This window comes from Streptomyces sp. NPDC020965 (genome assembly GCF_044333555.1).
Classification (GTDB): Bacteria; Actinomycetota; Actinomycetes; order Streptomycetales; family Streptomycetaceae; genus Streptomyces.
This window is the reverse complement of sequence record NZ_JBIRRE010000003.1, coordinates 320,393-336,009: the sequence shown is the minus strand read 5'-3', so window position 1 is coordinate 336,009 and position 15,617 is coordinate 320,393. Positions and strand designations below refer to the sequence as shown.

Sequence of the window (15,617 nt, the reverse complement as noted above, 5' to 3'; positions counted from 1 at the left end):
CTGCTCCACGGGGATCCACAGCTCCGCGTCCGCCTCGGTCGCCTCCGATGACAGCCGGGTCCGCAGGATCTCGGGCCTGCCGGACCCGACATCCTGTGCCCGGTTCGGTCGGGTGGCCGCGGCAGGCCCGTACCCGCCACACCGGCATCAACCGCGACGACCCGCGCACCGTTTGCGCAGAATGTGTACGGGTACCCGGGGAGCCTGTGAACCTGGACCGAGCACCGAGAGCGCTGACGGGATGGAACCATGACCGTGCGGATGGCGAATCACTGGTGGTGGCGGCCCGGCTGGGGCCCCGGCACCCGCTTCTACGCCTGGCATCTCACCTTTGACGACGCCCCGGACGTCCACCGGTACCTGGCCGAGGCCCGTGGAGTCCTCGACGGCGTGCCCGGTCTCGACCTCGTCCCCGACCAGTGGCTGCACCTGACCATGCAGGGCGTCGGCGATGTCCAGGACGTCAGCCCGGACGACGTCCAGGCGATCTCTCAGGCCGCCGCCCGCAGAATCACCGACATCCCCGTCTTCGATCTCCGCCTCGGCGCGCCGATGATCACCCCCGAGGCGGTCGCGAGCCTCGTCGAGCCCGCCGAACCGGTACGCGCCCTGCGCGCGGCGATCCGGGACGCGATCCGCGAGGTCTGGCAGCGGGTGCCCGAGGACGAGGACGGGTTCGTACCGCATGTCTCGGTCGCCTACAGCAACGGAGACGGCCCCGCCGCCCCCGTACAGACCGCCCTCGACACCCTCGACGCCGAGCCGCCCACCTGCACGGTCACCCACGCCGACCTCATCGCCATCGGCCGCGACGAGCAGATGTACACCTGGGAGACCATCGCCCGCGCCCCCCTCAAGGACTGAGGGAGACCGGCACCCTGAGGACGGCGCACCCCGCAAGGACTGAGAGCGGATACAGGAAGCCGGGAACGCCCCCGAGGCCCGGGAGGGTCATCCTCCCGGGCCTCGGTCCTCCAGGAGCAAGGGCCTCCTAGTAGGTCAGGTCCTCGCGCCCGTCCGGGTGGTACACCGCCAGGGCCCAGATGATGAACACGTTGATCGCGATCATGATCACGGACCACACCGGCGCGTACGGCAGGAACAGGAACTGTGCGACCAACCCCAGCGCCGCGAAGAAGATGCCCGCGTACCGCGCCCACGCCGAGTTCTTGAGGACTCCCCAGCCGACGACCACCAGACAGATGCCGATGATCAGGTGGATCCAGCCCCATCCGGTCAGGTTGATCTTGTAGACATAGCTGCCGATCCGGCCGTAGACATCGTCCTCGGCTATCGCGGAGATGCCCTGGAGGATGGCGAGTACGCCGTCGCAGACCAGCAGGATGCCCGCGAAGACGACGCCGCCCGCCACCCAACCGCTGTTCCGGTCCGCGTCGCGGCCCGTGGTGCGTCTGGGCTGTGGTGTCCCTGTCGGCTGTGATGCGTGGCTCATGGGACCTCCCTTCATCGGCCCGTACGCCCTACGCGGACGGGAATTCGAGCCTCAGCCCGGATCCGTGCCGCCGCCATCGGGGTGCGTCCGTTCGGGTGAATCCGGGGGATCGGGGGATACGGGCACAGCCGGGTCGGCGGCCAGGAAATCGAGGATCGCGAGGGCCAGCAGCAGCGCCAGGGCCAGGCCGACGACGACCCAGCCGGTGGGGTGGCTCCACAGGAGGTAGGCCAGTACGGCGCCCGCGACCAGGGCCCACCCGAGCCAGGTCCGGTAGCGGCGGACCCAGGGGCCGACCGGGCCGGTGCGGAGGCCCGCGTGGGCGGCCGTGGCGCGGGTGGAGGCGAGGCCGGTGTGCCAGCGGCGGCGGACGCGGAGGGCGTGGCGGCCGGGGCCCGTCAGCCAGGCCGCGAGGGCGACGACCAGGCCCAGCGTCACCACCATCCGCACCGTCGTCCGCAGATAGCGGATCATGGTGTCGTACACGGATCCCGCCGCCGACGGCGAGACCGACGACGGCAGCGCGTCGAGATAGACCGCGCGGAACACGGTCAGGCCGACGCCGAGCAAGGCGAGCGCGAGGGCGACACCGAGCGCCCCCGCGACCACGGCGCGCCGCCTCCGTACCGCCAGCAGGACCCCCGCCACGATCAGCGCCAGGGCGATGACCGGCAGCCACCAGCCGGCCAGTTGGAGGACCCGGAACAGGGTCTTGACCTTGCCGATGTCGTCGGAGCGCAACACCGTCAGCTGGGTGTGGACCTCGGGGATCTTAGCGGCCACCGTCAGTCCGTCGTCGACCAGCCGTTGTTTAACCTGGTCGACGACGGGCCCCAGATCGATCTGTACGGAGTCGTCGGTGAGCTGGACCGCGCCGCCGCCGCTGCCGGTCAGCGCCTTGTCGACGGCGGCGTGCACCCGGCGGTTGGCGTCGGTCCAGAAGGTGGCGAACGCGTCGGACGCGGCCACCGCCCGCGCCTTGTCGTGGACGAAGCTCCGGAGCGCGCTCTCCAGCGCGTCCCCCAGCTTGCCGAGGGCCTTCGTCAGCCGGGGGCGGTCGGCGGGGGCCACGTCCGCCAGCAGGGCGTCCAGGTCGATATGGCCCATCACGGCGTCGGTCACCCGGTTCGCGACCGCCGACTGCACGGCCGGGTCGGAGGCGAGCGGCGCGACGGTGGCGACGTACCGGTCGGTGTCGCCGACCTCGTCCGCCGTCCAGGCCGCCACCGCGCCCAGCGGGGCGAGCACACAGCCGATCACGATCAGCAGGGCGGCGAAGAACGAGCGCACCCGGTGGTGGGGGCGGTGGCCCTTCTCCAGCGCGGCGACCCGCACCCGTAGCTGTGCCAGTTCGTTCTCGTCCGCCGTGGGCGCCATGGCTCCAGGGAAACCTCGGGGACGGCCCTCGGCGAGCCACGGTGCACCGTCCGGGTGGCCGCGCCTGGTCGGGCCTGGTCGGGCCTGGTCGCGCCTGGTCGGGCCTGGTCGGGCCTGGTCGGGCCGCAGGGTGCACCGGTCCGGGTGGCTGCATCTGGTCGGGCCCGCGCGCCGTTCGGGCTCGCGCGGTGCACCGGTGCGGGTGGCCTCACCCGTTCGGGCCCGCCCACGCGCCGCCGTGCCCGCCCCGGCTTTGCATGGGGGCATGGCCAAGGACGGAGAGACCGCGCCCGCCGGACCGGCGGCCCTCCGGGACATCCTCCGCAGCCGGGGCTATCTGCGGCTGTTGCTGCTGTCGGCGCTGCTGGGCGTGCCCATCGCGCTGGCCTGCTTCTTCTTCGTCAGCCTGCAACACTGGCTCCAGCACGCCGTATGGCAGGAACTGCCCCGGTCCTTCGGCTACGGACGGGCCCCCTGGTGGTGGGGGCTGCCGACGCTGCTGCTGGCCGGGCTGATCCTGGCGCCGATCGTCACCCGTATGCCCGGGGGCGGCGGTCATGTGCCGGTGCGCGGCCTCGGTGGGCCCCCGCTCGGGCCGGAGGCGCTGCCGGGGGTGGTGCTCGCCGCGCTCGCGACCCTGCCGCTGGGGGTGGTGCTCGGGCCCGAGGCGCCGCTGATGGCGCTCGGCAGCGGGCTCGCCCTCCTCGCCGTACGGTCCGCGAAACGCGCCGAGAACCCCCAGGCCGCGATGGTGCTGGGCACCACCGGGTCGACGGCCGCGATCTCCACCATCCTCGGCGGTCCGCTCGTCGCCGCCGTGATGATGGTGGAGGCGGCCGGTCTGGCCGGGCCCCAACTGGTCGTGCTGCTGCTGCCGTGTCTGCTGGCGAGCGGTGTGGGCGCGCTGGTGTTCACCGGGTTCGGGGAGTGGACCGGATTCTCCATCGGGGCGCTCAGACTTCCCGTCGTACCGCCGAACGTCACACCGGACGCCGGTGACTTCCTCTGGGGGATTCCGGCCGCGATGCTGATCGCCGTGGTGGTCTCGGCCGCGCACCGGCTCGGGTATCTGACGGAGGCGTGGACCGCCCGCCGGACCGCCGTCCGCACGGTGCTCGTGGCCGTCGCCGTCGGTGTCTGCATCACCGCGTACGCCCTGATCACCGGCCGCTCGCCGGAGGAGGCCGCACTCTCTGGGCAGGCGATGCTCGGCGAACTCGCCGCCGAACCGCACACCTGGTCGGTGGCCGCCCTCGTCGTGCTGGTGCTCTGCAAGGGCGTGGCCTGGGGCATCAGTCTCGGCGCGCTGCGCGGTGGGCCGATCTTCCCTTCGGTGCTGCTCGGCGCGGCGATGGGGGCGGCGTGCGCGGGACTGCCGGGGCTCGGCGCGACACCGGGGCTCGCGCTCGGCATCGCGACGGCGTCGGCGGTGGTGACCCGGCTGCCGGTCACCAGTTCCGTACTCGCGGTGCTGCTGCTGGGGGACGACGCGACCAATCAGATGCCGCTGATCGTGGTCTGCGCGGTCGTCGGATTCGTCACCGCGCAACTGCTGGAGCGGCGGCCGGAGCGGAAGGACGGCGGCGGAGGAGGGGATGGTGGCGGTGGTGGCGGAGGGGACGGCGGTGGCGGCGCCGACCGGGAGACAGCTCCGGCGCCGTCGAAGTGAGCCGCTCGTAGTCGGTGCTCCGGGAGTCGGTGCTCCGGGGCGTCGGTGATGCCGGCGGCCCGCGCTTCCCCGCAGCCGGTTTCCCGCAGCCCGGTGATTCAGCGGCCCGTGCTTCCGCAGCTGTGCGCTCGTGCTCCAGGGGCTCGCGAACGGGCGCGCGAACGGGCTCGTTACTGGGCTCGTCCAGCCCTCGCGCGTACGGCTCCGGGACGATCGGAACCACACCGTCCGCGACGCACCGGATGGCACACTGACGCCCGGTCCGCCGAAGGAGTCCCACCGTGCCGATGATCCGAAAACTGCGCCGTGTGATGCAGCGTGCCTACCGCCGTCCCACCGTGGACCTCAGCCACCCCCGCCGCTCTCCGCTGGGCGGCAGCGTCGTCAACTGCGTGGTCTACGCGAACGGGGCGCGGCAGCCCTGCGACGGCGACGCTGCGGTCGCCCTGCGACAGGTCCGCAAGAAGCGCGACGGGTTCGTCTGGGTCGGTTTGCACGAGCCGACCGAAGTCGAATTCGCCGTCCTCGCCGAACTGTTCGCACTGCATCCACTGGCCGTCGACGACGCGGTCCAGGCCCACCAGCGGCCGAAGGTCCAGCGGTACGACGGGGAGGGCGGCGGCGGCAGCCTGTTCGCGGTGTTCAAGACCTGCCGCTACGTCGAGCACGAGGAGCTGACGGCCGCCAGTGAGGTGGTGGACACCGGCGAGTTGATGGTCTTCGCGGGCACCGACTTCGTCATCACCGTACGACACGGTCGGCATGGTTCGCTCGGGCCGCTGCGCGAGGCGCTGGAGGCCGCTCCGGAGCAACTGGCGAAGGGGCCGGCCGCCGTGCTGCACGCCATCGCCGACCAGGTCGTGGACGATTATCTCGCCGTCGCCGACGCCGTGCAGAACGATATCGACGCGGTCGAGAACGCCGTCTTCACCGAGCAGGGCGTCAGGGCCGACGCCGGACAGATCTATCTGCTCAAACGGGAGCTGCTGGAGCTGCGGCGGGCGGTCGGCCCGTTGGAACGGCCGATGTTCACGCTGGCCACCACCTCGCTCCCGCCGGTCGGATCCGACATACAGCCGTACTTCCGCGATGTGGTCGACCATCTCGCCCGGCTGAACGAACAGCTCGGTGCGTACGACGCCCTCCTGGACTCCATCCTCCAGGCCCATCTGGCTCGGGTGACGGTCGCGCAGAACGAGGACATGCGGAAGATCACCGCTTGGGCTGCGATCGTCGCCGTACCGACGATGGTCTGTGGGATGTACGGCATGAACTTCGACCACATGCCCGAACTGCGCTGGACCTATGGCTATCCGCTGGTCGTCGGCGTCATGGCGACCGCCTGTCTGGTGATCCACCGCAGCTTCCGCCGCAACGGCTGGCTCTGAGCCAGTCCCGAACGGCGGTGAAGTGCTCCGCAGAGCCGTGCCCGGAGCCGTGCCCGGTCACGGGTGTTCAGAGGAGTGAGATGAAGGCGGTGAGCGTCACCAGGGCGATCAGGCATCCGTAGACCGCGAGGGTCATGGACCGGGCCTCGTCGGACGGGTCGGTGCGGCCCGCGCTACAGAGTCGGAGGGCTGAGACGGCGAGTAGGGCGAGGGCGGCCACGGAGAGCGTGGCGGCCATCGGTACCGGGAGGACGGCGAGCAAGGAATCTGTCACTCGGCGAACTTCTCACGGGTCATCAGTTCATGCACTTTCACCTACTCCGTACCGGTTCCTGACGGTGCCGTGTGACGACTGTGGTTCCTGTGGGGGTGCGATCGGACAAACGTCTAATTCACCTATCAGGGTGAAAGTTGGCACCTGTTGCTGTCTGTGCTCTTAACGTACAGATGTGGCGGGATGGGAGCAGTTCAGCGCACTGGGGATCGCGGCAATTCTGGGCTCGCAGGGGGTGGTTGGCGCCGACCTCGCGAGTGATGCCGCGACAGGATCAACAGGGTCGACATGGGCGACGACGCGTGCGTCCGGGCACGAGGCGGGTGCCGAAGCCGGGCCGGGGGTCGGTCCCGGCGCCGCCGATGCCGCGTCCGCGCCTGAGGCCGCACCCTTACGGGAGCTCCACCCCGCGCGAGTGGCGGGGTCCGCGTGGGCACCGGGTTCCGGACCGGCCGGCGCACGGCGTACGGATGGCTTCGGGCGTACGGACGATTCGAGGCGTACGGATGACTCGGGGCGGCCCGCGCGGGTCCCGGTGCCCACGCCGCGCGTCGGTGGCGGGTCCGCGTCGGTGGTGGCCCCCTCGCTCGCGGCGCCGGCCGGGGCGGGCTCGCGGGCAGCGAGCTCCGGGACGGGATCGCTGGCTGGGGAATCACCGGCTGCTCGCCCCCGCCCGGCAACCGAGGGAAAGCCGAGGGCCCACAGAAATCTGACGGGTCATGGAGTCCCAACGGGTCATGGAAAGCCAAGGGGCCACGGGCCAGCAGAACCGTTCCCCTTCGACATCTCCGTGTACTTCTCGGCGCCCGGGATCGTCTGCGGTTCGGCGGCCATATCCGTCCGGGGGCCTCGCCCCGTCGACGTGAGGGTGTCGGTGGCGGTCCATCTCTTCAAGCACTGCCCGCCGCCCCCGCCGCCCCCACCATGCCCGACGCCGACCCCCACGCCGACGCCTACGCCTACGCCTACGCCTACGCCGACCCCGACACCAACTCCCACGCCGACCCCGACTCCGACTCCGACCCCCTCCCCGACTCCCACCCCGACGCCGACGCCGACGCCGACGCCGGAGCCGCCCGGCACGACGCCACCGGCGCCCGCCCCCGAGCCTGACCCCGACCCTGAGCCGAGGGTCCCGGCGCCGATGGAGCCCGAGCCGAGGGCCCCTGAGCCCCTCCCTTCGGAGACCCGGAGTGTCGTGGCGCCGTCACCCCGGCCGTCGCCCCCCGCGCCACCGCCCGCCGCCGCGCCCCCGGTGTCGCCGACGGTGTACCCCGTACCCGCGTACCGCCCGCTCTCCGCCCGGCGTGAGGCCGACGGGACGCCGCTGGTCGTGCTGATGCTCGTCACGACCACCCCGGCCGTCTTCGCCGCCGTCTTGTTGCGGCCCCGGCGCAAGCGGGGCTGAGCGTCGCCCGTGCCGACGCGGGGCGCGCACCCGTAGATCCGTAGATCCACAGATTCGAACAGCGAAAAGCAAACAGCGAACAGAGACGGAGACGCCATGTCCGAATGGCTGGTCCTGGCCGTCGCGATGGTCGCCGCATGTGCCGTCGTACTCGCCGGCACCCTGCTCAGCCAGCGCAGACGCGTCGAGACGGAGGAGGCTGAGACAGAGGGCGGGGCGAAGAGGGAGATCGAGACGCCCGACGTCCTTGAGTACATGACGATGATGGTCGGCGTGGTCTATGCCATCGTCCTCGGCCTCGCCATCGCGGGCGTCTGGGAGGCCCGCAGCACCGCCCAGGACGAGGTACGGCGGGAGGCGCAGGCGCTGCACGAGATCACCCGGCGCGCCGAGGTCTTCCCGCTCGATGTCCAGGAGAATCTCCGCGCCGGGATCAATGACTACGTCTCGTACGTCGTCAAGAAGGAATGGCCCCGGATGACCGACGGTGACAAGCTGTCCGGCCGTGGCGCCGAGATGCTCGGGGCCGTACGGGCCGACATCGCCGAGCGCGTGCCCGGGAACCAACTGGAGGCACAGGCGTACCAGCCCATGATCGACCAGATCGCGGTCGCCGACGACGCGCGCAATGCGCGGGCGCAGAACGCGGGTGCGACCCTGCCGGGCGTCGTCTGGTTCGGGCTGATCATCGGGGCGCTGGTCACGGTGGGGCTGATCTTCACCATGCATATCGGCCGGAGTTACAGAGAGCTGCTGATCGCCGGCCTCTTCGCCGCGTTGATCGCGTTCCTGCTCTTCCTGGTGTGGGACTTCGACGCGCCCTTCGGGCGGGCGGGGACCGCGTCGGCCGACGCCTTCCGCCAGCTCTTCCCCGGGGCGACCTAGCCGGGCGGCGACGGGGCTCGGTCGATACGTTCGTTCGGATCTGGTGGGATCGGGCCTATACCCGGTCCCACCAGCGCGTATCCGGGTGGAACAGGGGCGGAATCGGAGTACCGGAGGCGCCGGGGGAAGGGGCCGGGAGGGGTGCGTGGCAGGGCTTCGAGAGGGGTCCGGAAGCGGCCCGGAGTAGGCACGGGAGGGGGCGGAATAGCCAGGGAGGGTCCTCCGTTATAGGGTTTGGTTCAACATTCAACCAAATGCCTTCGAAAGGTGGACCTCATGCAGTTCGGCATCTTCACCGTCGGCGATGTCACGACCGACCCGACCACCGGTCGTACGCCGAGCGAGCACGAGCGGATCAAGGACACGATCGCCATCGCCCTCAAGGCGGAGGAAGTCGGTCTGGACGTCTTCGCGACCGGCGAGCACCACAACCCGCCGTTCGTCCCGTCGTCCCCCACGACGCTCCTCGGACACATCGCGGCCCGGACCGAGAACCTGATCCTGTCCACCTCGACCACCCTGATCACCACCAACGACCCGGTGAAGATCGCCGAGGACTACGCGTACCTCCAGCACCTCGCGGACGGCCGCGTCGACCTGATGATGGGCCGGGGCAACACCGGACCGGTCTACCCCTGGTTCGGCCAGGACATCCGTCAGGGCATCCCGCTCGCCCAGGAGAACTACGCGCTCCTTCACAAGCTGTGGAGGGAGGACGTGGTGAACTGGGAGGGTAAGTTCCGCTCGCCGCTGCAATCCTTCACCGCGACCCCGCGCCCGCTCGACGGCGTACCGCCGTTCGTCTGGCACGGCTCCATCCGCTCCCCGGAGATCGCGGAGCAGGCCGCCTACTACGGTGACGGCTTCTTCCACAACAACATCTTCTGGCCCATGTACCACACCAAGAAGATGGTGGACCTCTACCGGAAGCGGTACGCGCACTACGGCCACGGCACCCCCGAGCAGGCCATCGTCGGGCTCGGCGGCCAGGTCTTCATGCGCAAGAACTCGCAGGACGCGGTCAACGAGTTCCGTCCGTACTTCAACAACGCACCGGTCTACGGCCACGGGCCCTCGCTGGAGGACTTCAGCGAGCAGACCCCGCTGACCGTGGGCTCCCCGCAGCAGGTCATCGAGCGGACGCTCGGCTTCCGTGAGGCGATCGGCGACTACCAGCGCCAGTTGTTCCTGATGGACCACGCGGGTCTGCCGCTCAAGACCGTTCTTGAGCAGCTCGACATCCTCGGCGAGGAGGTCGTCCCGGTGCTGCGCAAGGAGTTCGCCAACCTGCGGCCGGCCGGGGTGCCGGAGTCCGCACCCGTCCACCCGGCGGTCACCGCCGCCCGTACCGGCACGAAGGAGGCGTAACGATGACCACACTGAAACTGGTGGCCGTGTCCGCCGGTCTGAGCGTGCCCTCGTCCACCCGGCTGCTGGCGGACCGGCTCACCGACGCGGTGCGCAACGCGCTCGCCCGGCAGGGGCGGGACACGGAGGTCGAGGTCCGCGTGGTTGAACTGCGCGAACTGGCGGTTCCCATCGCCAACCACCTGGTGACCGGGTTCCCGGCGCCGGCGCTCGGCGAGGCGATCGACGCGGTCACGGAGGCCGACGGCCTGATCGCCGTGACACCCGTCTTCACCGCGTCGTACAGCGGGCTCTTCAAGTCGTTCTTCGACCTGGTCGAGCCGGACGCGCTCACCGGGAAGCCCGTACTGATCGGGGCGACCGGTGGCACGGCCCGCCACTCGCTGGTGCTGGAGCACGCGCTGCGTCCGCTCTTCGCCTATCTGCGGGCCGTGATCGTGCCGACGGCCGTGTACGCGGCGTCGGAGGACTGGGGCGGCACGGGCGACGCGCTCACCGACACCCTGCCCGTACGGATCGGACGGGCGGGCGAGCAGCTCGCGCGGCTGATGGTGGCCATGGCCGACGCGGTACGGACGGACGAGGCCGTGGGTGTCGTGGGTACGGATGGGGTCACGGGTACGGACGCGACCGTGGGTACGGAGGGGGCGGCGGACCAGGCGCCGATACCGGCGCTGCCGTTCACCTGACCCCGCGCCCGGCCGTGCGCGAACTGGCCGCCCGGCCGTTTGTGAGCAGGCCGCCCGGCCGTTCGTGAAGAGGTGAAGGTCAGGGGGCCGGTTCCCGGAGGCGGCACTGACAGCACGCATTCTCATATGCGGACTGTCAGTGCCGCCTCCTATGGTTTCGTCATGACCCCTGCACTCATCGGGCGCGACCGTCCCACGAGCGTCCTCCGGCACGAGATCGGCCGGGCGACGGACAGTCACGGCGGTCTGGTGCTGGTTACGGGCGAGGCGGGGATCGGCAAGACCGCGCTGGTCACCGACGCCGCCGATGAGGCACGGCGGCGCGGTGCGCTGGTGCTCGGCGGGACCTGCTGGGATTCGGACAGCGCGCCGGGGTACTGGCCCTGGGTGCAGGTCGTACGCGGGCTGAGACGGGCCGTCGGCGACGAGGAATGGGCGGCGGCCGAGCGGGCGGCGGGCGGACGGCTCGCGGTGCTCCTCGGCGAGGGGCCGTCCGGTGGGTCCCGGGACGGCGGCACTCCGCGTCCACCCCGGTCATTGGACTCTCCCCAGTCGCTGAACTCCCCCCAGTCACTGGAGTCGCTGGAGTCACCGAAGAGTTCGCCGGAGGTAGACGAGAGCTTCGCGCTCTACGACGCGGTGACGACCGCCCTGGTCACGGTCGCGCAGCAGCGGCCCCTGGTGGTCATCCTGGACGATCTGCACTGGGCGGACCCGGCCTCCCTCAAACTCCTCGAATTCGCCGCCCAGCACACCTGGTTCGAACGGCTGCTGTTGATCGGGACCTACCGTGATGTCGAGGTCGAGACGCCGGACCATCCGCTGCGGCGGCTGATCCTGCCGCTGTCCGCGCGGGCGGCGGCGACCCTGACCCTGACCGGGCTGGGCCGCGCCGAGGTCGGCGCGCTGATCTCACTGATCGCGGGCGCCGAACCGGAGCCCGAGGTGATCGACGAGGTGCACCGGCGTACCGGGGGCAATCCCTTCTTCGTGGAGCAGACCGCCCGGATCTGGGGCGGCGGCAGCCCGGTCAGCACGGTGGCGCCGGGCGTACGGGAGGCGGTGCGGCGACGGCTCGCGCTGCTGCCGGAGCCGGTGGGCGCGCTGCTGGAGACAGCGGCGGTGCTGGGCCGGGAGTTCCACCGGCAGGTGCTCGCCGGGGTGGTGTCCGCGCCCGTGCCGCAGGTGGACCGGCTGCTGGAGCGGGCGGTCGCCGCCCGGCTGGTGACCGTGCGGGAGAGCGGCCGGTTCGCCTTCGCCCACGACCTCGTCCGGGAGACGCTCTACGACGCGCTGGACGAGCGGCGGCGCGGCCTCCACGCCACCGTCGTGCGGGTGCTGGACGGGTCACCGGCGCTCAGCGAGAAGATCTTCCCCGCCGATCTGGCGCGCCACGCCTATCTCGCGGGCGACGAACTCCCCCGCGAACAGCGGGTCGAGGCGCTGCTGGCCGCCGCCCGGGACGCCTCCCGCAGGCTGGCGGGTGACGAGGCCGTGGGGCACTTCCGGCGTGCGATCGAGGCGGCCGGCGACGACAGCCGCAGAGCGGCGATGATCACCATCGACCTGGCCGCCGAACTGTGGCATCGGGGTGACACCGACGGGTGCCGGCGCGCCCACGAACAGGCGGTGCGGCTGGCGCGCGAGGTGGGGGACCCGGCGCTGCTCGCCCGGGTGGCGATCACCCTGCACCGGTACGGCTCCCTGCCCGGTGATGAGCCGGGCGACGTCGAGCTGTTGCGGGAGGCGTACCGCGCGCTGATCGACGGCGGTCACGACGATCCGACGGACCTCTCCCCGTACCGGATAGCGCTGGATCTGGCCGAGACCACTACGGCGCTGGCCCGCAGCGGAGCGGACGACGAGGCTTTGGCGTTCTCGCTGTGGGCGCGGCACGACACGATCTGGGGGCTGGGCACCTCGGAGGAGCGGCTCCGGATCGTCACCGAGATGATCGATGTCGCCCGGCGCGGGGGCGATGTGGAGCTGGAGCTCCATGCCAACGCGATGCGCTGGGTCACCCTGCTGGAGCTGGGAGACCCGCGCTACCTCGATCAGTTGCGTACTTTCGTCGCCCTCTCCGAGCGCTCCGGGATGCGCCGTCAGGAGATCAGCAGGAACGTCGACCGTTCGCTGGTGGCCGCGCTCACGGGTCGGTTCACGGCGGCCGTCGCCGGGATGGACGAGGTGGCGGCGGTCGAGCACGATCAGGAGCCGTTCGGGTACATGCTCACCCATATGCGGTGGGCGCTCGCCCTGCTCCGGGGGAGGTATGCGGAAGCGGCGGCGTTCGTCGCCGACCTGGACGGGTTGTCGCATCCCTTCCCGGCGCTGCTGGCCGGGCTCACGGCGGCCGACCGTGGGGACACGGCCCTCGCGCTGCACCACTTGGGCGAGTTGGAATCGCTGACGACTGATCTGCCCCGGGTGTTCGAGCCCCTGTGGATCCGGCTGCGGGCGCAGGTGGCGGCGGCCTCGGGTGACCCGGTCCTGATCGATCGTGCTCGGGCCGCCCTGCTGCCGTACTCGGGACAGTGGCTCGTCTCGCTCTTCGGATGTGACATCAGCGGTCCCGTCGATCTCTGGCTGGGGCTGCTCGACGTGGCCCGGGGCGATCGGGAGTCGGCGGTGGCGAACCTGACGGCGGCGTACCAGTCGGCCGACCGGATGCGCGCGAAGCCCTGGTCGGTACGGGCACGGGCGACGCTCCTCGACACACTGCCCCCCGGCGCGGTCCCCAGCGGCCTCGCCGAGGCCACGCGCCGGGACGCGGAGGCGCTGGGGCTGACACATCTGTTGGGTGGGGACGGGCGGTCGTTCGGGGACGGGCGGTTGGGCGAGGGCAGGTCGATGCGTGGGGACGGGGAGTCGGCGGAGTCGCTCACCACGAACCCTGTCCCGTCAGGAGGGGCGGGAGAGAGGGCGGGAGACCGTGTGGGAGAGGGGGCAGGAGACCGTGCGGCAGAGGTGACCGGAGAGGGGCCGGGAGAGGGGCCGCCCACAGCGCCGCTTGCCGGGGTCGGCCGTTCTGACGGGATCGCCGGGTCCGGTCACTCTGGCGAATCCGGTCGGTCTGGCGGGCGGGGTCGCTCTGGCGGGTCCGGTCGGTCTGGCGGGGTTGCCGGGTTCGGTCGGCGGGACGAAACCGCTGGGTCCGGTCAGCGGGACGAGCCCCCCGCGCCCGCCGAGCGGTTCAGCCGGGACGGCGCGGTATGGACGCTCGCCTTCGCCGGGCAGGTCGTACACATGCCGGACGCCAAGGGTCTGCGGGACCTGCACACCCTGCTCTCCCATCCGGGCGACGACCTCTCCGCCGTGACCCTGCTCGATCCCGCTGGCGGTGAGATGGTGATCGCCGCGCGCGGGTTCGGCGGGGATCCGGTGCTCGACGACGAAGCCAAGGCCCGCTACCGGCGCCGCCTCGACCGGCTGGACGAGGAGATCGACCGCGCCGCCGAACTGGGCGACGACCGCCGTGCGGCCGAGTTCAGCCGTGAACGAGCCGCTCTGCTGGACGAACTACGCACTGCGGCGGGTCTGGGCGGTCGCACCCGGCGTCTGGGGGACGAGGCGGAGCGCGCCCGTAAAACGGTCACCGCACGCATCCGCGACAGCCTGCGGAAACTGGCCACACTCCACCCCGAACTGGCCGCGCACCTGAGGGAGTCCGTCACCACCGGCGCCCACTGCTCCTACCGCCCCAGGCGCCCAGTGGATTGGCAGCTATGACCCCCGGCCGGTCCGTGCGCTCGGTCGGTCCGTGCGCTCGGCTGGCCTAATCCTCGGGCACCACATCCGCCACGACACAGGCGATGTTGTCGGGGCCGCCCGCGCGGTGGGCCAGGGCGATCAGCTCGTCGACCGCCTCGTCTGGGTCAGTGGCGGCTTCGAGTGCCCGGCGTATCTCGTCGTCGGCGACGGCCCTGAACAGCCCGTCCGAGGACAGCAGATAGCGGTCCCCGGCCTGTGCCTCGCACAGCCGCAGCTCCGGGTGGGGAGGTCCTTCGCCGCCGCCGAGGGCCCGCAGCAGTATCGTCCGCTGGGGGTGGGACGCGGCCTCCTCCTCGGTGAGCGTGCCCGCGTCGATCATCGACTGCGTGACGGTGTGGTCGTGCGTCATCCGAAGCAAGTCACCATTGCGGAGCAACTGGACCCGGGTGTCCCCGATATGGGCGAGCGCGAGCTGGGAACCGGTCCACACCATGGCCGTCAGCGTCGTACCGGAGCCGGCGAAACCGCTCACGGCGGCGTGGGCGCGATGGACCGCGTCCTCCAACGCATTCAACAGGTCGCCGATACGGCGGCCGACCGGAGAGGGCGAGGCGGGCCAGGAGGGTGAGGCGGGGGTGTCGGGGGCGGGTGAGGCATCCCAGTCACCCGACGACCCTGCGGAAGAGCCGCGCCCTGACGTCGGGCCGCCCGCTGCCGAACCGCCGGGGACAGCGCAGTCCCGTAGCGAACCGTCCCGTAGCGAACCGTCCCGCACCGAGCTGTCCAGTGCCTTCAGCGCGGCGATGGCGGCGGCGCTGGCGGGTGCTCCCTCGCTGCCGAAGCCGTCGGCGACGGCGAGGATGCGCGCGGTGGCGTATGCGGCGTCCTGATTGCTCTCACGGACCAGGCCAAGATCCGTCCGTGCGGCATATCGGATCGTGAGTGGGGTGAGCAGATCGGTCATCGTGCGGGTGTCCTTCCCTGGAGGCCGCGCCGGCCGCGAGGGCCGGGACAGCCGGTCGGCGAGGAAGACCGCCAGATCGCGGCGGGCCGAGGTCTCGGTCTCCACCTGCGCCCAGTACGCCCGGATGGACCGGGCGGCCTCGGCGGGATCGGACTCGTACAGATCGCAGACCTCTTGGACGGTGACCAGCGGCATCCCGATCCGCCGCAGCCACGCCACCAATCGGGCCCGCTCCAACTGCGTCGCGTCGTAGTACCGGTATCCGGTGTACGCATCGACGCTGGCCGGCGGCAGTAGTCCCAACTCGTCATAGCGGCGCAGAGCCTTGGCGGACAGCCTGGACGCGCGGGCGAATGCCCCGATGGTCAGCCGATCCATATGTCTCCGTCCTCCTCGCACCGGGGAGCTCCGCCCCGGCACCACCGATGCTG

General features: G+C 71.4%; 13 protein-coding genes. 9 read left to right on the top strand and 4 right to left on the bottom strand.

Going from position 1 to position 15,617, the window contains the following annotated elements; genetic code table 11:
* Positions 1–261: 261 nt before the first annotated feature.
* A complete protein-coding gene (locus ACH4S7_RS11970) occupies positions 262–864 on the top strand; it encodes a 2'-5' RNA ligase family protein (RefSeq protein WP_398521007.1) in 603 nt (200 codons plus the stop codon).
* Between the two features lie 127 nt (positions 865–991).
* On the opposite strand, the gene ACH4S7_RS11965 is transcribed toward ACH4S7_RS11970, so the two are convergent.
* Both ACH4S7_RS11965 and ACH4S7_RS11960 read right to left on the bottom strand, forming a co-directional pair.
* A complete protein-coding gene (locus ACH4S7_RS11965) occupies positions 992–1,453 on the bottom strand; it encodes a hypothetical protein (RefSeq protein ID WP_398521006.1) in 462 nt (153 codons plus the stop codon).
* Positions 1,454–1,504: 51 nt separating this feature from the next.
* Complete coding sequence (locus ACH4S7_RS11960; protein ID WP_398521005.1) at positions 1,505–2,830, bottom strand: hypothetical protein; 1,326 nt, start codon at positions 2,828–2,830, stop codon at positions 1,505–1,507.
* A 265-nt stretch (positions 2,831–3,095) separates the two neighbouring features.
* On the opposite strand from ACH4S7_RS11960, the gene ACH4S7_RS11955 reads away from it, so the two are divergent.
* Together ACH4S7_RS11955 and ACH4S7_RS11950 are read left to right on the top strand one after the other, a co-directional pair.
* A complete protein-coding gene (locus tag ACH4S7_RS11955) occupies positions 3,096–4,499 on the top strand; it encodes a chloride channel protein (RefSeq protein WP_398521004.1) in 1,404 nt (467 codons plus the stop codon).
* 287 nt (positions 4,500–4,786) lie between these two features.
* On the top strand, positions 4,787–5,887 hold the full coding sequence (locus ACH4S7_RS11950; RefSeq protein ID WP_398521359.1) for a magnesium and cobalt transport protein CorA: 1,101 nt from the start codon (positions 4,787–4,789) through the stop codon (positions 5,885–5,887).
* Between the two features lie 67 nt (positions 5,888–5,954).
* Here the strand turns inward: ACH4S7_RS11950 and ACH4S7_RS11945 are convergent, their stop codons facing one another.
* Positions 5,955–6,161 (bottom strand): hypothetical protein, encoded by a 207-nt coding sequence (locus ACH4S7_RS11945; RefSeq protein ID WP_398521003.1) that lies wholly within the window; start codon positions 6,159–6,161, stop codon positions 5,955–5,957.
* 924 nt (positions 6,162–7,085) lie between these two features.
* Between ACH4S7_RS11945 and ACH4S7_RS11940 the strand changes: the two genes are divergently transcribed.
* From ACH4S7_RS11940 to ACH4S7_RS11915, 6 genes are all read left to right on the top strand, one after another.
* Positions 7,086–7,274, top strand: a complete 189-nt coding sequence (locus ACH4S7_RS11940; RefSeq protein WP_398521002.1) for a hypothetical protein — start codon at positions 7,086–7,088, stop codon at positions 7,272–7,274.
* Positions 7,275–7,359: 85 nt separating this feature from the next.
* Positions 7,360–7,569 (top strand): hypothetical protein, encoded by a 210-nt coding sequence (locus ACH4S7_RS11935; RefSeq protein ID WP_398521001.1) that lies wholly within the window; start codon positions 7,360–7,362, stop codon positions 7,567–7,569.
* Between the two features lie 96 nt (positions 7,570–7,665).
* Positions 7,666–8,454, top strand: a complete 789-nt coding sequence (locus tag ACH4S7_RS11930) for a hypothetical protein (protein WP_398521000.1) — start codon at positions 7,666–7,668, stop codon at positions 8,452–8,454.
* A 276-nt stretch (positions 8,455–8,730) separates the two neighbouring features.
* Positions 8,731–9,822 (top strand): LLM class flavin-dependent oxidoreductase, encoded by a 1,092-nt coding sequence (locus ACH4S7_RS11925; RefSeq protein ID WP_398520999.1) that lies wholly within the window; start codon positions 8,731–8,733, stop codon positions 9,820–9,822.
* Between the two features lie 2 nt (positions 9,823–9,824).
* The gene (locus ACH4S7_RS11920; protein WP_398520998.1) at positions 9,825–10,511 is read left to right on the top strand and encodes an FMN reductase; all 687 of its coding nucleotides are present in this window, start codon (positions 9,825–9,827) and stop codon (positions 10,509–10,511) included.
* A gap of 162 nt (positions 10,512–10,673) precedes the next feature.
* Complete coding sequence (locus ACH4S7_RS11915) at positions 10,674–14,240, top strand: ATP-binding protein (protein WP_398520997.1); 3,567 nt, start codon at positions 10,674–10,676, stop codon at positions 14,238–14,240.
* A 46-nt stretch (positions 14,241–14,286) separates the two neighbouring features.
* Here the strand turns inward: ACH4S7_RS11915 and ACH4S7_RS11910 are convergent, their stop codons facing one another.
* Complete coding sequence (locus tag ACH4S7_RS11910) at positions 14,287–15,564, bottom strand: MerR family transcriptional regulator (RefSeq protein ID WP_398520996.1); 1,278 nt, start codon at positions 15,562–15,564, stop codon at positions 14,287–14,289.
* Positions 15,565–15,617 lie beyond the last annotated feature (53 nt).